Below are 19321 nucleotides of genomic sequence, written 5' to 3'. Positions count from 1 at the left end.
CGCCAGGCGGCTCCCTTGAGCGCCTGGCTCTGGTAGCATGCGCCGCATGACGTATTCAGGAAGACTAACCTGGGGCCTGGTTTTCTGGGCCGCCAGTTTCGCAGCATGGGGCCAGAGCGAGTTGTTGGTGCAGGTAAAGCCAGCCAACAAGGCGCTCAAAGCCAATGTCGAAGGTTATATAGGTACCCTTGGTGACCGCGATGAAGAGGCGCTGCTGCGCTTCAGTCGCGGGGCCCAGGAGCAGGCGCGCAAGGCCGCGCAGGCACTTGGCTACTATCAGGCGCAGATCGACACCGAGGTCCAGCCGCCCGCCAAGGCCGACCAACCGGCAAAGCTGATCATCCACATCGACCCCGGTGAGCCCGTGCGCCTGCGCAACGTGACCGTGCGCATCGAAGGGCCGGCCAGCGAGATGAAGGCATTTCGCGTACCCGACAGCAAAGCCCTGCGCGCCGGCGAGCCACTCAATCATGGCTCGTACGAAGACGCCAAGCGGCTGATCCAGAACCAGGCTTCGCGCTATGGGTTCTTCAGCGGCCGCTTCAGCCGTCAGCGCCTGGCGGTCGACCCGCAGGCCGGGGTGGCCGACATCGAGCTGGTTTACCAAAGCGGCCCACGCTATCGCCTGGGGGCGGTCAGGTTCAGCGGTGACACGCCGCTGGACGAAGACCTGCTGCAACGCATGGTGTCATTCAAACCGGGCACCCCCTACGATTCCGAACTGATCGCCGAACTGAACAACGACCTGCAATCGAGCGGCTATTTCGAGGGCGTGCGGGTGGATGCCGCGCCTACCGCTGCGGTGGCGGAACAAATCCCCGTCGACGTTCGCCTCGATATCCGCAAGCCGCGCACCATGGGCCTGGGCCTTGGCTTCTCCACCGACGTCGGCCCGCGCGGCAAGGCCAACTGGACGCGCCACTGGGTCAACCCCCAAGGCCATAGCTATGGCTGGGAGACGGAGCTGTCGGCACCCCGGCAGAACGTTGGCCTGTGGTACGACGTACCGCTGGACCCGCCGCTGACCGACAAGCTGCGCTTCGCCGGCGGTTACCAGAACGAAGAAATCGCCGGCACCGATACGCTCAGTAAATTGCTGACGGTTGGGCCTGAGTGGCACAGCAAGTTGCCCAGCGGCTGGCAGCGGGTGATTTCGCTCAAGTACCAGCGCGAAGAGTATCGCCTGGGTGACGATTCGGGCTTGAGCAACCTGCTGATGCCGGGTGTAAGTTTTTCTTATCTGCGCAGCGACAACCGCATAGACCCGCACAACGGCTACCGCCTGCAGTTCGATACACAGGTGGCCAAGGAGGGGCTGGTTTCCGACACCAACCTGTTGCACGGCAATGTCCTGCTCAAGGGCCTGACCACCCTGGGCCACAACCACCGCTTCCTTGGCCGCGTGCAGTTCGGCGGCAGCGCCACCAACGGTTACAAGAACAACATCCCGCCATCACTGCGCTTCTTCGCCGGTGGCGACCAGAGCGTGCGCGGCTATGACTACCAGACCCTGTCGCCGAAGAACAGCGACGGCGACCGCATCGGTGGCCGCTACCTGGTGGCGGGCAGTGTCGAGTACCAGTACTCGCTGACCGAAAAGTGGCGCGTGGCGACCTTCGTCGATCAAGGTAATTCGTTCAATACGCTGGAACTGCCTAGCCTCAAGACCGGTGTCGGCTTTGGTGTGCGCTGGGTCTCGCCGGTCGGGCCGCTGCGCCTGGACCTTGCCAAGGCCCTCGATGACGACGGTGGGATTCGCCTGCACTTCTCCATGGGGCCTGAGCTGTGATGCGTGTGTTCAAATTCATTCTGCTGGCTATGCTCGGCAGTGTGCTGCTCGTTGTTCTGGCGCTCGGCGTGTTGCTGGGTACCGAGGGCGGTAGCCGTTGGCTGCTCGCGCGCGTGCCGGGCCTTGAGGTCAACGATTTCCAGGGGCGCCTTGGCGGAACCTGGCAGGCCAGTCGCTTGATTTGGAGCGACGCTGGCAGCCGGGTCGAGGTGCAGGCACCGCTGTTGAACTGGTCGCCAGCCTGTTTGTTGCGCGCCAAGCTGTGCATCGATCAGTTGCACGCCCAGCGTATCGACATGGCTTTTGCGCCGAGCGAACAACCTGCAGACACTGGCCCGCTGCAGCTGCCGACGTTGCGCCTGCCGCTGGCCATCGAGCTGGGCGAGGTCAAGGTTGGCCAGCTGCGCCTGGATGGCAGCGACCTGCTGGGCGACCTGCACCTGGCGGCGCACTGGACAGCCACCGGGCTGCGGGTCGACAGCCTGCAGTTGCAACGTGATGACCTGCACGTGGATGTGCAGGGCGACGTGCAGCCCGAGGGCGACTGGCCTGTGCAGCTTCAAGGGCAGGTGCAATTGCCTGCCGTGGAAGGGCAGGCCTGGCAACTGGCATTGACCGCCAAGGGTGAGCTGCAGAAAACCCTCGAGCTCGACGGCACCAGCAGCGGCTATCTGAACGCGCGGCTGACCGGCGAGCTGCAAGCCCTGGCCGAACACCTGCCGGCTGCCTTGCACATCAGCTCCGACGCCTTCAAACCTTCCGCATCCCTACCAGACACCCTGCAACTGAATCAGCTCACGCTTGATGCCAAGGGCGACTTGCTCAAGGGTTACCAGCTGTCCGGTAACGCCAGCCTGCCCGCCGAAGAGTCGCCGATTGCCTTGCAGCTTGCGGGCAAGGTAGATGCCAAAGGCGCGAAACTGGAGGCCCTTGACCTCATGGCCAGTGATGCCCAACGGGTCAAACTGCAGGCCAGCGTCGACTGGCAAAAGGGCTTGCTGGCTGACGCCCAACTCGACTGGCAGGACTTCCCGTGGCTACGCCTTTACCCGCTGGAAACGCCGCCCGAAGTGACCCTCAAGCGCTTCAATGCCCAGGTGCAATACCGTGACGGCAATTACCAAGGCACCTTCAACGGTGACCTCGACGGCCCTGCCGGGGCATTCACACTGGCCAGCCCGTTCGAGGGCGACCTGAGCCAGGTACGTTTGCCCCAGCTTGCGCTCACGGCGGGGCAGGGCAAGGCAGCCGGCAGCGTCGCCGTGCGCTTTGCCGATACCCTGGCCTGGGACGTCGACCTGCAATTGTCGGCCCTCGACCCGGCCTATTGGCTCGCCGAGCTGCCGGGTACCCTGGCCGGCCCGTTGCGCAGCAAAGGCGAGATGAAGGGGGAGCAGCTTACCCTCGATGCGCAGCTTGACCTGAAGGGCCGCCTGCGAGGCCAGCCGGCCATACTCAAGGTCGAGGCCAAAGGCGCCGGGCAAAACTGGACGCTCGGCGCCCTGGCGGTGCAGCTGGGGGACAACCGCATAAATGGCAGTGGCAGCCTGCAACAGCGCCTGGCCGGGCGTGTCGACCTCGACCTGCCGCGGCTGGGGCAGCTGTGGCCCGGGCTTCAGGGCCAGGCCAAGGGCCGGCTGGACGTCAGCGGTACACTGGCTGCCCCGCAGGGCACCTTGACCTTGCTGGGGCAGCAACTGGCCCAGGAACAGAACCGTATTCAGCGCCTTGACCTGGACGCGCGCCTGGACAATGCCCAGCGCGGCGTGATCGACCTCAAGGCCAATGGCATCCGCCTGGGCGATACGGTCCTGGGTACCTTGCAGGCCAACGGCAAGGGCGATATCCGCCAGCAGGCGCTGACGCTTGGGCTTGACGGCCCGCAATTGAAGCTCGCTCTGGGGCTGGACGGCCAGTTGAGCAAGGGTGACTGGCGTGGCCGTTTGGCCAGCGGCAGGATCCAGGCCGGCGGGCAGGACTGGCAGCTGCAGGCGCCGGCTCGCCTGCAGCGCCTGGCCAGCGGCCAGCTGGACTTCGGCGCCCACTGCTGGCGCTCCGGCCAGGCCAGCTTGTGTGGCGAGGATCAACGCCTGGCACCGGAGCCGCGCCTGCGCTACCACCTCAAGCAGTTCCCGCTGGAAAGCCTGGCCCAGTGGCTGCCGAAAGATTTTGCCTGGCAGGGGCTGCTCAATGCTGATGTGAACCTGGACATTCCCGCGAGCGGCCCGAAGGGTACCTTCAGCATTGATGCCAGTGGCGGCACACTGAAGGTGCGCGACAAGGCGCGCTGGGTCGACTTCCCCTACCAGGCCTTGCGCCTGGACAGCACCCTGGCGCCGCGCCGTATCGATACACGCCTGAATTTCCGGGGCGAGCGTCTTGGCGAGCTGACGCTGAATGCGCGCATCGACCCATTGGGCAAGGACAAACCGCTGTCCGGCGATTTCCGCCTTGCCGGCCTGGACGTGTCGATTGCCCGGCCGTTCGTGCCCATGGTCGAGCGCCTGGCCGGGCAATTGAATGGCAGTGGCCGGTTGTCCGGCACCTTGCTGGCCCCGCAGGTCAACGGCAGTTTGCTGCTCAGTGGCGGCGAAGTCAGTGGCGCCGAGCTGCCGGTGAGTGTGCAGGACCTGTCGCTGCAAGCACTGATCGCTGGCGAGCAGGTGCAGCTCAGTGGTGGTTGGCGCAGTGGCGAGGCGGGCAGGGCGCGGCTGACCGGCCAGCTGACCTGGGGCCAGGTACTGGGCATGGATGTGCGTTTGCAAGGCCAGCAGTTGCCGGTCACGGTTGAACCCTACGCAACGCTCGAGGTATCGCCAGACCTCAGCCTGCGCCTGATCGACGACAAGCTGGCAGTCGCCGGCAAGGTCCTGGTACCCAAGGGCAACATCACCGTGCGTGAGCTGCCGCCGTCAACCGTCAAAGTGTCGGATGACACCGTCATCGTCGGCCACCAGACCGAGGAGGGCAAGCCGCCCATGGCGATGGCCATGGATATCGATGTGGAGGTGGGGCAGGACAAGCTGTCGTTCAAAGGCTTTGGCCTGACCGCCAACCTGCTCGGCCACGTGCACATCGGCGACAACATGGACACCCGCGGCGAACTGAGCCTGGCCGATGGGCGCTACCGCGCCTATGGCCAGCGCTTGACCATTCGCCGGGCACGCCTGCTGTTTGCCGGGCCTATCGATCAGCCTTACCTGGATATCGAAGCCATCCGCCAAGTGGATGATGTGATCGCCGGGATTCGCCTGAGTGGTAGCGCCGAGCAACCCACCACCAAGGTGTTCTCCGAACCGGCCATGAGCCAGGAACAAGCGCTGTCCTACCTGGTGCTGGGTCGCCCCCTTGGCACCTCGGGTGAAGACAACAACATGCTTGCTGAAGCTGCACTGGGCCTGGGCCTGGCTGGCAGCGCCGGGATTACCGGTAGCCTGGCGTCGGGCCTGGGTATTGAAGATTTCCAGCTGGACACCGAAGGCTCCGGCAACACAACCAGTGTGGTAGCCAGCGGTAACCTGACCGAGAAGCTCAGCCTGCGGTACGGGGTAGGCGTATTCGAGCCGGCCAACACCATTGCGCTGCGCTACAAGCTCAGCAAAAAGGTTTACCTGGAAGCGGCCAGCGGGCTGGCGAGCTCGCTGGACATCTTCTACAAACGCGACTTCTGAGGGCTGCCGTCAGCGTACGGTGGCAGCTTCGACGAACTCGTTGGTGTCGGTGGCAGGCGGGGTGAGGGGCTTGCGGGCGGGGGTGATCAGCTTGGTGTATTCCTCTATCAGGCGATTGAGGGCTTCGGGCGGTTCGCTGGCTTGAAACTGCATGCGGATCTGCACCTCGTCGGGGTCGCGGGTATCACCCTGGCGGCCTTGCGCGCCGATCGTCACCTTGAACGCTGCAGTGCTGTCGCGCTCGCTTTCCGCCTGCAGGGCGCGAAGGGCCTCCGTGCCATTCACCCGCACCGATAGGTCAACCTGCATGCGCTCCAAGGCCAGCCCCTTGGGTGAAACAAGGGCGAACAATGGCACGCGAATAATATGGTTTTCGTCCATGGCGACTTCCACCATCTTGGCTTTCATCGGCGCGCCGAGGGCCTCGGAGTCGATATCGAAGAACTGGTCGAACAAGTTGATGTATTGCTGGGCAATAAGGCTGTTGGTGGCCGCTGCGGCTTCTTGAAGGCCCCGGGTGATATCCCGAAGGTCAATGGCTGTCATTGGGGCTGGTGGCTTTTCCAATCAATCGCTCCAGGGGCAGGAGCGCCCCGCTGTGACTGCGGGGCGATCATTCAGGGGGGGCTGCCAGAGACGTCACGCCAGTTCTGGAACTGGGCTTGCCGGCTCATTGGTGTCCGGCGACGGTTTACCCGTCAGGACACCGTCGGTCGAAATGGCGTCAGTGCTAGCCAGGATCGCGTTGGGTCCGACCGTTGGCTTGGTGGCGGCATCGGTTAGAAAATCGATCACCCTCATCACCGCCTCTGGCGGATCCTGGCGGCGCAACGTGGTACTGAACGCATAGCGGGCGCGGGTATCGGTCTTGCGGGTTTGCGTGGACTTGTGGCTAATGCTGCCTTTCATGTCCAGCTTGAACGGCCCCCAGCCCAGTGCGCCAGCAACCTCGCCGCTCTTGGCAGTCTCGCTGAAGTCTTCGGCCGCCTGGCTGATGGTCAGTTCGAATTCGACTTTACCCTCTTCGATGACGATGTTCGGGTGGGTGATGGCCGCCATCAGCGGCACCTTCATGGACTTGCTGACGATACCTTTGTAGTCGCCCTGCTCATCGACGATGGTTTCGTCATAGTCGAACTGGATGGCGACCGCCTTGCCGTCCTGTACACACACCTGCATGAGGAAGTCAGCATAAGACTTGCTCGCAGTGACCTGGGCCTGAACCATGGCTTGAAGCGGGCCGGCGATCATCCGGTCCATGGGCAAGGCATTGATGACGGATCCGATAAGGCTGCTGTCTATGGACATAGCGGGATTCTCTTTCTGTGGTTGATGCTGCAAATGTGGCCGTCAACGGGCGGCCAGGGTGATTGCCGTCAACGAGCGCAAGGCTCCTGGCGGCGGATATTGCCGATCTGGCGCAGGCTCAAGCCGTACTTGTCAGCCAGCAGGCTGCGTGACAAGCCATCAGCGCTTTCTTTCTGGATTTGCAGGTTGCGCAACTGCCGCAGGAAGTGGTCCGCCTTGGGAATTTCCAGGGCCACGCCGGCAAAGCGCTTGATCAGGGCGTCGAGTGCTGCGCCAGGGAGTACGTCGGCGAGCTTGGTTCGTTCGCGGTGCTTGGGGATGTACTTGGGCCTGCCACCGTAGGCGCAGGTCAGCTGGTAGGCGTTTTCAATACCGATGCATTCGATCAGGGCCTGCAGCGAATGCGGCAGTTGGCTGATATCGATGGCGGTGAGATCTGGCAATTCCATGGGAGGCTCCCTCGCGGTATGTGGGGCGCGATGCTTTAAAGACCCGGGATGGCGGGTCAGCGATTACCAGCGCTGTTCAGTCGTTGGCATGGCTGAATTGTCAGTGAGCGACGAATACCGTCGCTAGGCGCCAAGTGGGCTGGTGTTTGTAGCCTCCGTGAGCGCTATTTGAAGGCAACGGTTTAGCTGTTTGTAGGACATCGCTTCACCGCCGCCCTGAAGGCATTGATTTCTCAAGAGGTCGCTTTTCCACGAGCAGTGAGGGTGCCCGTACCCTCAAGGGCAGGGGTAGCCATGCACCAGGCTTGCGCTGCTGAGATAGGCGGAGGGGGAGTCGGCCATGTTCTGGGGCAGGCTGCGCCAGTCGATGACGAGGCAGAAGGCGTTGAGGGGTTGCTCATCGAGCATGCCGACGACCTGCCCAGGGAAAGCGCGGCGGTAGAGTGCGAAGGTTTTGTTCTGGGCTTCGACCTGGTCTGCCTTGGTCAAGGTCTCGCGGGCAAGCTGTGGCAATTGCGCTTGCGATAGCGTGAAGTAGGCGCGCCCAGGTTCGGGTTGCAAATGGCCAGCTGCGCGGGTTCGCTGCCACAACTGCTGCCATTGGTTGCTGCCGGCGTGGGCAGCCAGCTTGGTGCCCAGCGTGAGCAATTGTTCAGGCGGTAGTGGGTGGGTGTCCAGCGCGTGGGAGGGGAGTGAGGGCAGTATCAGCAAGGTGAACAGGGCGGGTTTGAACATAACGCCTCCGGCATTGGGTTGGGGCCCAATGCTTTCAGGCTTGGTGGGCAACGCTAAGCAGGAAATGCAGCGCCGTAACCCACAGGCGTTGTATCATTGCCGCGGCTCATTGCGAGCCATTTGCCCCCGATGTAGCAAGGAACTATCGATGACACACGTGCAGCGCCTCAAATATTCCCTTCTGATCATCCTGGTGGTGCTGGGCCTCATGCTGGGCCTGTCTCACCTGCAGAAACAGGGCACGATCAGTGAACAGACCTTCCAGATGCTGGCTATCGCCATCGCGGTGGTGGTCGTGGTGATCAACGGGATCATGCGGCGCAAGGTCAAACCTTGACCGTGCCGGCCGGCCAGACCTGGCCGGCCCTGCATCAGCGCGGCGACGGCTGGTCGAGCACCGCGCGCGCTTGCGGATTGAGGCTGTAGCACTTGTCACTGCCGAGGCTGATGACACCTTCCGTGCACAGCCGCTTGAGTACCTCACGTACGCTGAGGAACGACAGCGGAATGTCCAGTTGCTCGAGTTGCGCGTGCACGCCGCGCACGCCAATGCTGCGGCCATCGCGGCCTGCAGCGTGCAGAGCGTCGATGACCTTCAGGCGGATCAGGCTGGTGCGCAGGCCATAGGTGCGCAACAGTTCGCGGATCTGCTCGTTGCCGACACGCTCTTCCCCGCAGGCGTCCTGTCCTTTGTTCGCCTTGGCCGGGGCGCGCCCGGTCTGCAATGAGGGTTGCGGGTTGTACATGTGAATGCTCCTTTTCGTGGACTATCCCGAAATATGGGTGCCTCACTTACTAGGACGAATGAGAGCGGCAAATCTGCAGCCTGAGGGTGAAAAAAGTTGCCTGCCGTTTGAAGAAGACGATCCTGCCGCGCAAATTGCGTAAAATTTTCATCTGGCCACTCGTCTGATCGGGAATGATCCCTGTATCCGAGGAATGCCCGTGTTCTCTATTTCGCGTCCCCTGACTTGCGCGAGCCTGGCGGCTGCGCTGGTCGCCTCCAGCATTGCCGTGCAGGCGCGGGAAACCAGCACTGACGCCAGTGCCCAGATTCGCCGTACCAGTTTCGGTGTGCCGCACATCGTGGCCAAGGACGAGCGCGGCCTCGGTTACGGTATCGGCTATGCCTACGCTCAAGACAATCTGTGCCTGCTGGCCAACGAGGTGCTGACGGTCAACGGTGAACGCTCTCGCTACTTTGGTGCGCAGGGCAAAACCCTCGAACAGCGCGACAACCTGGCCAGCGACGTGTTCTTTACATGGTTCAATACACCGGCTGCCGTGAACGGCTTCCTCCAGGCTCAGCCGGCCACGGTGCGTGATCTGCTGGAGGGCTATGCCAGTGGCTTCAACCGCGCGCTGGCTGAGCGGCGCAGCCAGGGCTTGCCGGCCGAGTGCGGCGATGGTGAGTGGCTGCGGCCGATTACCAGCCTCGACCTGATCAAGCTGACCCGCCGACTGTTGGCGGAGGGCGGGCTCGGCCAGTTTGCCGAAGCGGTAGCGGCTGCGCAGCCGCCCCAGTTGGCGAGCCAGCAGGCGGCGCCCGGCTTTGGCGCGGCACTGGCCCAGCAACAGCGCTTTGCCTCCGAGCGTGGCAGCAATGCCGTTGCGGTGGGTGCAGGGCGATCCGCCAACGGCCGTGGCCTGCTGCTGGCCAACCCGCATTTCCCGTGGATGGGCGGGATGCGTTTCTACCAGATGCAACTGACCATCCCCGGCCAGCTGGATGTGATGGGCGCGGCACTGCCGGGCCTGCCCGTGGTGAACATCGGCTTCAATCGCCACCTGGCCTGGACCCACACGGTCGACACGTCCAAGCACTTCACCCTCTACCGTTTGCAGTTGGACCCGAAGGACCCTACGCGCTACCTGTACGATGGCCAGTCATTGCCGCTGGCCCGCCAGGCCGTCAGCGTCACGGTCAAGGCTGCGGATGGCACGCTGAACCAAGTGCAGCGACAGGTCTACAGCTCGAAGTTCGGGCCGGTGGTGCAGTGGCCAGGTCGCCTGGAGTGGGACAACCAAGCGGCCTACAGCCTGCGGGACGCCAACCTGGACAACACCCGTGTGTTGCAGCAGTGGTATCGCATCAACCGCGCCGACAGCCTGGACGCACTGAAGGGCTCGATCGAGCAGCTGCAAGGTATCCCTTGGGTCAATACCCTGGCCGTCGATGCCGGGGGCCGGGCGCTGTTCTTGAACCAGTCGGTAGTGCCGTATGTGGACCAGCCGTTGTTGAACCAGTGCAGCAACCCAGCGGCGCAAGGGCCGCTGGTGGTACTGGATGGCTCGCGCAGCGCCTGCCAGTGGAAGGTCGATGCGCAGGCAGCCCAGCCTGGTATCTTCCCTGCGCACCTGCTACCCAGCCTAGAACGCAACGATTTCGTACAGAGCTCCAACGACCCCGCCTGGATGACCAACCCGGCGCAGCCGTTGACCGGCTACTCACCACTGGTCAGCCGCAATGACCAGCCACTGGGCATGCGCGGGCGCTTCGCCCTCGAGCGCCTGCAAGGCAATGCCAAGCTGGGCGTGGACGACCTGCAGCGCATGGTGATGGATGACGAAGTCTACCTGGCCAGCCTGGTGCTGCCGGACCTGCAGCAATGGTGCAAAGGTGCCGAGGCTGATCTGCAGGCGCTGTGCGAGAGCCTGGCGAACTGGAACGGCAAGGCAGACCTGAACAGTGGCATTGGCCTGGTGCACTTCCAGAATATCGTCGACGCCTTGGCCAAGCACCCGGAAAGCTGGCGCGTGGCTTTTGACCCGGCAGATCCGCAACACACCCCGCGTGGGTTGGCGGTCGAGCAGGCGGCGGTGCGCACCTTGCTGCGCGAAGCGGCGCTGGCTTCAATGCAGCAGGTCGCCAAGGCCGGTGTTGCTGAAGACAGCCATTGGGGGCAGATCCAGCAGTCGGCCGATGGCACGCCGGTCCCGGGTGGCCCGCAGGCGCTGGGTGTTTACAACGCGATCTTCAGTGTGCCACACGGGCCGGGTAAGCGGCTGGTGGTCAGCGGAACCAGCTACCTGCAGCTGGTCAGCTTTACCGAGCAGGGGCCGCAGGCGCGTGGGTTGTTGGCGTTCTCGCAGTCCAGCGAAGCCGCTTCGGCGCATTCGAGCGATCAGACCAAGGCGTTCTCGGCCAAGCAGCTGGCGCCCATTCCGTTCACCGAGGCGCAGATCAAGGCTGACCCTGAGTATCGGCAGTATGTGATCAGTGAGCGGGACAAGGCTGCGGTAGCACGCCAGCCCTGAGTTGTAATCTGCACCGCCCTCATCGCCGGCAAGCCGGCTCCCACAGGTAAACCGCTGCTCTTGGGAGCAGTGAAGTACCTTGTGGGAGCCGGCTTGCCGGCGATGAGGCCGCAACGGCAAAGCGAGCAGTTTCAGGAAAACTCGAACGGCTCCAGCTGAAAGCCCTGCGCATCTACCTGCAGGGTCCAGCCGCGTCGGTCCCAATCGCCCAGCACGATGCGCCGGGCCGGCTCACCGTTGACCACCAGCTTGTGAATCGCCGGCCGGTGGGTGTGGCCATGCACCAGCGTTCTCACACCGTGCGCCGCCATCACCTTCGGCACTTCCTCCGGCGTGACGTCGACGATTTCGGTCGCCTTCATGCGTGTTTGTGCGCGGCTTTCGCTGCGCAGCTTGCGTGCCAGCTTCTGCCGGGTGGCAAGCGGCAGATGCCGCAAGATCCACAGGCTCAGCGGGTTGCGCAGGTAGCGGCGCATTTTCATGTAGGCCAGGTCGCGGGTGCACAAGGTGTCGCCATGCATCAGCAACACCTGCTCACCGCCCAGTTCGATCACACTCGGGTCGGCCAGCAGCGTACAACCAGCGGCCTTGCAGAAGTCCTGGCCAATCAGGAAATCACGGTTGCCGTGCATCAGGTAGACCGCCGTACCACTGTCGCTCAGCTGGCGCAGGGCCTGGCAGATCGTCTGCTGAAAGGGCGTCATGGCGTCGTCGCCGATCCAGGCTTCAAAGAAGTCGCCTAGTATGTACAGCGCCTTGGCATGCCGTGCGCGGCCGTCGAGCAGATCAAGAAACGCCCGGGTAATGTCCGGGCGTTCTTCTTGCAGGTGCAGATCAGAGATCAGCAGTATCACTCAATGATCTCGGCTTTCTCGATGATCACGTCTTCTTTCGGCACGTCCTGGTGGCCAGCTTTGGAGCCGGTGGCGACCTTCTCGATGGCGTCGACCACTTCACGGCCCTCGGTCACTGCGCCGAACACCGCGTAGCCCCAGCCCTGGGTGTTCTTGCCGCTGTGGTTGAGGAAATCGTTGTCCGAAGCATTGATGAAGAACTGCGCGGAGGCCGAATGCGGGTCCATGGTGCGAGCCATGGCGATGCTGTACTTGGCGTTCTTCAGGCCGTTGTCGGCTTCGTTCTGGATGCTGGCACGCTTGTCACGCTTCTCGTTCATGCCCGGTTCGAAGCCGCCGCCCTGGATCATGAAACCCTTGATCACACGGTGGAAAACGGTGTTGGTGTAGTGACCGGCCTCAACGTATTCAATGAAATTGGCCACAGTGATCGGGGCCTTTTCAGCGTTCAATTCAATGACGATGTCGCCGTGGTTGGTGGTCAGTTTGACTTTGGACATGCTCAAATTCGCTCTTTCAAGGCATTTGGGAATTAGGGTGCGCAGTGCGCCTTTAGTCACCTGACGCAACATCGGGCGACCGCGACACATGGCGCGCACTGGCCATTTTGCCAGCCTGCGGCAAAAAGCTGCGATAAATCACGGCAGTTTGTCCGGGCCTGGCTGTCAGCAGCTTGACTGCTTCGGCTATGATAGGCCCTTTGATTCAATCGGCCTACCCAGGCCGGACACGTGCATTCAAGGATCCTATGAGCAAGCCCACTGCCGACAACGCGCCCAACGCCGCTGCCAAAGGCGCCCCCGCCGTCCCTGCGAACTTCCTGCGGCCGATCATCCAGGCCGACCTGGACTCGGGCAAGCACAGCAGCATCGTCACTCGTTTTCCGCCGGAGCCCAATGGCTACCTGCACATCGGCCATGCCAAGTCGATCTGCGTCAACTTCGGCCTGGCCAAGGAGTTCGGCGGCGTCTGCCACCTGCGCTTCGATGACACCAACCCGGCCAAGGAAGACCAGGAATACATCGACGCCATCCAGCGCGACGTCAAATGGCTGGGCTTCGACTGGGCCGGCGACGTGCGTTATGCCTCCAACTACTTCGACCAGCTGCACGACTGGGCCGTTGAACTGATCAAGCGTGGCAAGGCCTATGTCTGCGACCTGACCCCTGATCAGGCCAAGGAATACCGCGGCAGCCTGACCGAGCCTGGCAAGAACAGCCCATTCCGCGAGCGCAGCGTCGAAGACAACCTCGACCTGTTCGCGCGCATGAAGGCCGGCGAGTTCAAGGACGGCGAGCGCGTGCTGCGTGCCAAGATCGACATGGCCTCGCCGAACATGAACCTGCGCGACCCGATCCTGTACCGCATCCGCCATGCCCACCACCACCAGACCGGTGACAAGTGGTGCATCTACCCGAACTACGACTTCACCCACGGGCAGTCCGATGCCATCGAAGGCATCACCCACTCGATCTGCACCCTGGAGTTCGAAGGCCATCGCCCGCTGTACGACTGGTTCCTCGATAACCTGCCGGTACCGGCGCACCCGCGCCAGTACGAGTTCAGCCGCCTGAACCTGAACTACACCATCACCTCCAAGCGCAAGCTCAAGCAGCTGGTTGACGAAAAGCACGTAAGCGCCTGGGATGACCCGCGCATGTCGACCCTGTCGGGCTTCCGCCGCCGCGGCTACACCCCGGCCTCGATCCGCAATTTCTGCGAGATGGTCGGCACCAACCGCTCCGACGGCGTGGTCGACATGTCGATGCTCGAATTCAGCATCCGAGACGACCTCGACCGTACCGCGCCGCGCGCCATGTGCGTGCTGCGCCCGCTGAAAGTGGTCATCACCAACTACCCGCAAGGCCAGGTCGAGCAGCTCGAGCTGCCGCGCCACCCGAAGGAAGACATGGGTGTACGCGTGCTGCCGTTCGCCCGCGAGCTGTACATCGACCGTGACGACTTCATGGAAGAACCGCCGAAGGGCTACAAACGCCTGGAGCCGGCCGGTGAAGTGCGCCTGCGCGGCAGCTACGTGATCCGCGCCGACGAAGCGATCAAGGATGCTGACGGCAACATCGTCGAGCTGCGCTGCTCGTACGACCCGGACACCCTGGGCAAGAACCCAGAGGGCCGCAAGGTCAAGGGCGTGATCCACTGGGTGCCGGCAGACGCCAGCGTCGAATGCGAAGTGCGCCTGTACGACCGCCTGTTCCGTTCGCCGAACCCGGAGAAGGCCGAGGAGGGCGCCAGCTTCCTCGACAACATCAACCCGGATTCGCTGCAAGTGCTCACCGGTTGCCGTGCCGAGCCGTCGCTGGGCCAGGCACAGCCGGAAGACCGCTTCCAGTTCGAGCGCGAAGGCTACTTCTGCGCCGACCTCAAGGACAGCCAGCCGGGCCGCCCGGTGTTCAACCGCACCGTCACCCTGCGTGACTCCTGGGGCAGCTAAGGAACCGCCGTGCTAAACATCTACAACACGCTGAGCAAGACCAAGGAAGCCTTCAAGCCGCTCGATGGCAACAAGGTGCGCATGTACGTCTGCGGCATGACCGTGTACGACTACTGCCACCTGGGCCACGGCCGCAGCATGGTGGCCTTCGACCTGGTCACCCGCTGGCTGCGTAAGAGTGGTTACGAGCTGACCTACGTGCGCAACATCACCGACATCGACGACAAGATCATCAACCGGGCCAACGAGAACGGTGAAGCGTTCGACGCACTGACCGCCCGCATGATCGACGCGATGCACGAGGACGAGCGCCGCCTGAACATCCTCAAGCCGGACATGGAGCCGCGTGCCACCGACCATATCGCCGGCATGCACGCCATGATCCAGACCTTGATCGACAAAGGCTACGCCTACGCGCCGGGCAACGGCGACGTGTACTACCGGGTCGGCAAGTTCGTCGGCTACGGCAAGCTGTCGCGCAAGAAGATCGAAGACCTGCGCATCGGTGCCCGTATCGAAGTCGACGAGGCCAAGCAAGACCCGCTGGACTTTGTGCTGTGGAAAGGCGTCAAGCCGGGCGAGCCGAGCTGGGAATCGCCTTGGGGCCCGGGCCGGCCGGGCTGGCACATCGAGTGCTCGGTGATGTCTACCTGCTGCCTGGGCGAGAGCTTCGACATCCATGGTGGTGGCAGCGACCTGGAGTTCCCGCACCACGAGAACGAGATCGCCCAAAGCGAAGCGGCCACCGGCAAGCAGTACGCCAACGCCTGGATGCACTGCGGCATGATCCGGATCAATGGCGAGAAGATGTCCAAGTCGTTGAACAACTTCTTCACCATCCGTGACGTACTCGACGTGTACCACCCGGAGGTGGTGCGCTACCTGCTGGTGGCCAGCCACTACCGCAGCGCCATCAACTACTCCGAAGACAGCCTGCGTGATGCCAAGGGCGCCCTGGAGCGCTTCTATCACGCACTGCGCGGCCTGCCGCGGGTGGCGGCCAAGGGTGGCGAAGTGTTTGTCGAGCGCTTCAGCGTGGCGATGAACGACGACTTCGGCACCCCGGAAGCCTGCGCCGTGTTGTTCGACCTGGTGCGCGAGATCAACCGCCTGCGCGACAGCGACCCTGAGGCCGCTGCTGGCCTGGCCGGTCGCCTGCGTGAGCTGGGTGATGTGCTGGGTGTGCTGCAACTGGACGCCGATGACTTCCTGCGTGCAGGGGCAGAGGGCAAGGTTGACGCGGCTGAAGTCGAAGCGTTGATCCAGGCCCGCCTGCAGGCGCGGACGGACAAGAACTGGGCCGAGTCCGACCGTATCCGTGACCAGCTGACCGCCATGGGCGTGGTGCTGGAAGACAGCAAGGGTGCGACTACCTGGCGTCTGGCTGACTAATGTAAATGGGGGCTGCAGAGCAGCCCCAGGCTCCCACAAATTTTGCAGCGCTGCATACCTGTGGGAGCTGGCTTGCCGGCGATTGGGCTGCAGAGCAGCCCCAGGCTTTACTTGGCTGGCCCAGCCAGCGGGCAATGCAACACCAGTTTCGCCCCACCCAACTCACTTTCGCCAATCTCAAGCCCAAACCCATGCAGGTCGACGATCGCCGCAACGATCGACAACCCCAGCCCGAACCCCGCATGGCGGTGGCCTTCCTCGCTGCGATAGAACCGCTTCAGCACTGCAGTTCGCTCTTCTTCGGGAATCCCTGGCCCACTGTCCTCAATGGCGATATGCACGCCCGCATCGTCCTGGGTCGCCGTAATGCCCACCCTTCCGCCTTCAGGCGTGAACTTGATGGCATTGCCCACCAGGTTGGCCAATGCCTCGAACAGTAATTCACGGTCCCCATGCAATGCCGGCAACTGCGCAGGCTGCTGCAGGTTCAGGCGAATGCCGCCGTCCTCGGCCAGCGGCAAGTAGAAATCGTGCAGCTCCACCAGCAGATCATGCGGGTCCAGCTGCACGAAACCGGCCCGGCGCTGGCGGTCTTCCAGCTCACTGATGCGCAGCAAGCCGCGAAACCGTGCCATCAGGGTATCGGTTTCACCGATGGCCTGGTCCAGTGCCTCGGCTTGCGGTGAGTCCACCGGGCTTTGCTGGCGAATGCGGTACAGCTGTGCCCGCAGGCGGGTCAGCGGCGTGCGCAGGTCATGGGCAATGTTGTCGCACACACCCTTTACCTCGTGCATCAGCCGTTCGATGCGGTCGAGCATGGCGTTGACGATGTCGGCCAGCATGTCCAGCTCGTCGCGCCGAGCCGACAGCGGCAGGCGGTGGGTGAGGTCGCCGGCGACAATCAGCTCGGCCTGGGCCTGGATCGCGCGAATGCGCTTCAACGGCCTGCGCCGCAGCAGGTACCAGCCGGCAAAGCCGGGAATCAGAGTCAGTGAGATGCCCCACAGCAACGCATGCAGGATGATGCGGGTGACCACGAACAGCGAGCCGTTGTCGCGGAACAGCACCAGCCAGCGGCCGTCCTGCACCTTTATGGCCACTGCGTCGCAGCTGTCACGGGGCATGTGCGGGTCATCGGCATCCAGGCAGCGCTTGAGCTCGTGCACCTTGCCGTCCATGCCAAGCTCGGGCGGAATGGCACGGATGCGCCCGCCAATCGGGTTGAGCTGGGCGTCGAACAGGCCGTAGGCATCGAAGGCGCGCTCTTCGAACGCCTGGCTGGCGATCAGGGCGTCATCCAGCTGCTTGCCGCTCATGTGCGCGAACAGGTGCTGGCGCTGCAGCATGGAGTGGCGGGTGAGTTTGTTCAGGTAGCTGGAAACCTCGAAGTACAGCACCCCCATGAGGATGCTGCTCCAGGCCACGAAGAGGAAGCTGTACAGCGCCAGCAGGCGGCTGGTCGAGGAGCTCCAGCCCTTAGACGGGTTCAGCAATGGCATAGCCGGAGCCCCGTACGGTACGGATCAGCGGCGACTGCCCGGGGGAATCGATCTTCTTGCGCAGGCGGCCGATGTGCACGTCGATCAGGTTGGTGCCGGGGTCGAAGTGATAGCCCCAGACTTCTTCGAAGATCATCATCCGCGTGATCACCTGGCCACTGTGGCGCATCAGGTATTCCAGCAGCTTGTACTCGGTGGGCAGCAGGTTGAGCGTCTGCTCGCCGCGCCGCGCCTCGTGGCTGATCAGGTCCAGCTGCAGGTCGGCGACCTGCAGGCGGGTCTGGGTCATCGGTACGCTGTTGCGCCGCAGAAGCACTTCGACCCGAGCGGCCATCTCGTCGGAGGCAAACGGCTTGGTCAGGTAGTCATCGCCACCGGCCCGCAGCCCGCGCACGCGCTCATCCACGTCGGACAGCGCGCTGATCATCAGGATTGGCGTGGCGATTTTCAGGTTGCGCAGGGTGGTGACGATGGTCAGGCCATCGACCTCGGGCAGCATGCGGTCCAGGGTTATCAGGTCGTACCCGCCGGCAATGGCCTTGGCCAGGCCCTCGCGGCCGTTGTCGGCCCAATCCACATCCAGACCATGGCTGGTGAGTTCGGCGACGATTTCCTGGCCGGTGACGGCGTCGTCTTCGATGGTCAGTACGCGTGTCATGCTGGTTCCTGGGCGTTTATTGAAGACTTGATTGTGCCAAAGATTAGCCAAACGGCGATTTAAGAAAAATTCATCTACCCACGGCCGGAAAACAAAACGGGGCATGCCAGTGCCTGGCATGCCCCGTGGTTCAGCGTGGCGCAGCGGCTCAGGCGACCTTGACGATCCAGCCAGCTGGCGCTTCGACGTCACCGCTCTGGATGCCGGTCAGCTCGTTGTAGAGCTTCTGGGTAACCGGGCCGACTTCGGTTTCGCTGTGGAACACATGCAGCTTGCCGTTGTACTGGATGCCACCGATCGGGGTGATAACCGCGGCAGTGCCGCAGGCGCCAGCTTCGACGAACCGCTCGAGGTTGTTGATGTCAACGTCCCCTTCGATGACTGTGAGCCCCAGGCGCGATTCGGCCAGCTCCATCAGCGACAAGCGGGTGATGCCCGGCAGCACCGACGCCGACTTCGGTGTAACGAACTCGTTGTTTGCGGTGATGCCGAAGAAGTTCGCAGAACCAACTTCCTCGATTTTCTTGTGGGTCAGCGGGTCGAGGTAGATGCAGTCGGCAAAGCCGGCTTTCTTTGCCTCGTAGCCTGGTTGCAGGCTGGCAGCGTAATTGCCACCGACCTTGGCGGCGCCGGTGCCTTGTGGCGCGGCGCGGTCGTAGTCGGAGATCAGGAACTTGTGCGGCGTCATGCCGCCTTTGAAGTAGGAGCCGACCGGGATGGCAAAGACCGAGAAAATGAACTCCGGTGCGGTGCGCACACCGATGTTGTCACCCACGCCAATCACGAACGGGCGCAGGTACAGGGCGCCCTTGCCATGCGGCGGGACAAAGCGCTCGTTGGCCTTGACCACCTGTTTGCAGGCTTCGATGAACTGTTCGGTTGGCACGCGCGGCATCAGCAGGCGGTCGCAGCTGCGTTGCATGCGCAGGGCGTTCTGGTCGGGACGGAACAGGTTGATGGAGCCGTCCTTGCAACGGTAGGCCTTCATGCCTTCAAAGCACTGTTGGCCGTAGTGCAGGGCGGTCGAACCTTCGCTGATGTGCAGCACATTGTCTTCTGTCAGGGTGCCTTTGTCCCACTCGCCATCGCGAAACACGGACAGGTAGCGCTTGTCAGTCTTGATGTAGTCGAAGCCAAGCTTGTCCCAGTTAATCTCGTTACTCATGACACCCTCGTTTGTCTTGCAGATGCCTGATCGCTCAGGCTGCTGTTATTTGCGCACCTCGCCACGATAATACATCCGTCGCGGATCGGGA

16 protein-coding genes are annotated in these 19321 nt (G+C 63.0%); 6 read left to right on the top strand and 10 right to left on the bottom strand.

Going from position 1 to position 19321, the window contains the following annotated elements; genetic code table 11:
* The first annotated feature begins 46 nt into the window (after positions 1–46).
* Complete coding sequence (locus ACFY68_RS16905) at positions 47–1789, top strand: autotransporter assembly complex family protein (protein WP_387529639.1); 1743 nt, start codon at positions 47–49, stop codon at positions 1787–1789.
* Positions 1786–5460 (top strand): translocation/assembly module TamB domain-containing protein, encoded by a 3675-nt coding sequence (locus ACFY68_RS16900; protein WP_387529455.1) that lies wholly within the window; start codon positions 1786–1788, stop codon positions 5458–5460. Before ACFY68_RS16905 ends, ACFY68_RS16900 begins: the two co-directional genes overlap by 4 nt.
* A 9-nt stretch (positions 5461–5469) precedes the next feature.
* On the opposite strand, the gene ACFY68_RS16895 is transcribed toward ACFY68_RS16900, so the two are convergent.
* The 4 genes from ACFY68_RS16895 to ACFY68_RS16880 all read right to left on the bottom strand — a co-directional run bounded on the left by ACFY68_RS16895 (position 5470) and on the right by ACFY68_RS16880 (position 7952).
* The gene (locus ACFY68_RS16895) at positions 5470–6027 is read right to left on the bottom strand and encodes a DUF2589 domain-containing protein (protein WP_387529452.1); all 558 of its coding nucleotides are present in this window, start codon (positions 6025–6027) and stop codon (positions 5470–5472) included.
* A 72-nt stretch (positions 6028–6099) separates the two neighbouring features.
* Positions 6100–6768, bottom strand: a complete 669-nt coding sequence (locus tag ACFY68_RS16890) for a DUF2589 domain-containing protein (RefSeq protein ID WP_387529450.1) — start codon at positions 6766–6768, stop codon at positions 6100–6102.
* Positions 6769–6836: 68 nt separating this feature from the next.
* The gene (locus ACFY68_RS16885; RefSeq protein ID WP_387529447.1) at positions 6837–7217 is read right to left on the bottom strand and encodes a Mor transcription activator family protein; all 381 of its coding nucleotides are present in this window, start codon (positions 7215–7217) and stop codon (positions 6837–6839) included.
* A gap of 276 nt (positions 7218–7493) precedes the next feature.
* Positions 7494–7952 carry a hypothetical protein gene (locus ACFY68_RS16880; RefSeq protein WP_387529444.1) on the bottom strand — a complete coding sequence of 153 codons (459 nt, stop codon included), beginning with the start codon at positions 7950–7952 and terminating at the stop codon, positions 7494–7496.
* 148 nt (positions 7953–8100) lie between these two features.
* Between ACFY68_RS16880 and ACFY68_RS16875 the strand changes: the two genes are divergently transcribed.
* On the top strand, positions 8101–8289 hold the full coding sequence (locus ACFY68_RS16875; RefSeq protein ID WP_346613148.1) for a hypothetical protein: 189 nt from the start codon (positions 8101–8103) through the stop codon (positions 8287–8289).
* 34 nt (positions 8290–8323) lie between these two features.
* Here the strand turns inward: ACFY68_RS16875 and ACFY68_RS16870 are convergent, their stop codons facing one another.
* Positions 8324–8698, bottom strand: a complete 375-nt coding sequence (locus tag ACFY68_RS16870; protein ID WP_387529441.1) for a fe2+ zn2+ uptake regulation protein — start codon at positions 8696–8698, stop codon at positions 8324–8326.
* A 199-nt stretch (positions 8699–8897) separates the two neighbouring features.
* Between ACFY68_RS16870 and ACFY68_RS16865 the strand changes: the two genes are divergently transcribed.
* Positions 8898–11210 carry an acylase gene (locus ACFY68_RS16865; protein ID WP_387529439.1) on the top strand — a complete coding sequence of 771 codons (2313 nt, stop codon included), beginning with the start codon at positions 8898–8900 and terminating at the stop codon, positions 11208–11210.
* Between the two features lie 131 nt (positions 11211–11341).
* On the opposite strand, the gene ACFY68_RS16860 is transcribed toward ACFY68_RS16865, so the two are convergent.
* Together ACFY68_RS16860 and ACFY68_RS16855 are read right to left on the bottom strand one after the other, a co-directional pair.
* Positions 11342–12064, bottom strand: coding sequence for a UDP-2,3-diacylglucosamine diphosphatase (locus ACFY68_RS16860; RefSeq protein WP_387529436.1), 723 nt, complete (start codon positions 12062–12064; stop codon positions 11342–11344).
* On the bottom strand, positions 12061–12564 hold the full coding sequence (locus ACFY68_RS16855; RefSeq protein WP_387529433.1) for a peptidylprolyl isomerase: 504 nt from the start codon (positions 12562–12564) through the stop codon (positions 12061–12063). Before ACFY68_RS16855 ends, ACFY68_RS16860 begins: the two co-directional genes overlap by 4 nt.
* A gap of 248 nt (positions 12565–12812) precedes the next feature.
* On the opposite strand from ACFY68_RS16855, the gene ACFY68_RS16850 reads away from it, so the two are divergent.
* Together ACFY68_RS16850 and cysS are read left to right on the top strand one after the other, a co-directional pair.
* Complete coding sequence (locus tag ACFY68_RS16850) at positions 12813–14516, top strand: glutamine--tRNA ligase/YqeY domain fusion protein (protein ID WP_346613153.1); 1704 nt, start codon at positions 12813–12815, stop codon at positions 14514–14516.
* Positions 14517–14525: 9 nt separating this feature from the next.
* Positions 14526–15908, top strand: coding sequence for a cysteine--tRNA ligase (gene cysS / locus ACFY68_RS16845; RefSeq protein WP_387529430.1), 1383 nt, complete (start codon positions 14526–14528; stop codon positions 15906–15908).
* Between the two features lie 107 nt (positions 15909–16015).
* Here the strand turns inward: cysS and ACFY68_RS16840 are convergent, their stop codons facing one another.
* The 3 genes from ACFY68_RS16840 to ACFY68_RS16830 all read right to left on the bottom strand — a co-directional run bounded on the left by ACFY68_RS16840 (position 16016) and on the right by ACFY68_RS16830 (position 19230).
* Positions 16016–17407 carry a sensor histidine kinase gene (locus ACFY68_RS16840; protein ID WP_387529427.1) on the bottom strand — a complete coding sequence of 464 codons (1392 nt, stop codon included), beginning with the start codon at positions 17405–17407 and terminating at the stop codon, positions 16016–16018.
* On the bottom strand, positions 17385–18065 hold the full coding sequence (locus ACFY68_RS16835; RefSeq protein WP_346613156.1) for a response regulator transcription factor: 681 nt from the start codon (positions 18063–18065) through the stop codon (positions 17385–17387). The genes ACFY68_RS16840 and ACFY68_RS16835 overlap by 23 nt, the downstream gene beginning before the upstream one ends.
* A gap of 148 nt (positions 18066–18213) precedes the next feature.
* Positions 18214–19230 carry a branched-chain amino acid aminotransferase gene (locus ACFY68_RS16830; protein WP_387529424.1) on the bottom strand — a complete coding sequence of 339 codons (1017 nt, stop codon included), beginning with the start codon at positions 19228–19230 and terminating at the stop codon, positions 18214–18216.
* Positions 19231–19321: the final 91 nt, after the last annotated feature.

Source organism: Pseudomonas sp. NPDC012596 (assembly GCF_042902325.1).
Taxonomy (GTDB): Bacteria; Pseudomonadota; Gammaproteobacteria; order Pseudomonadales; family Pseudomonadaceae; genus Aquipseudomonas.
Note: the sequence above shows the minus strand (reverse complement) of the source record. Positions and strands in the feature narration are given on the sequence as shown.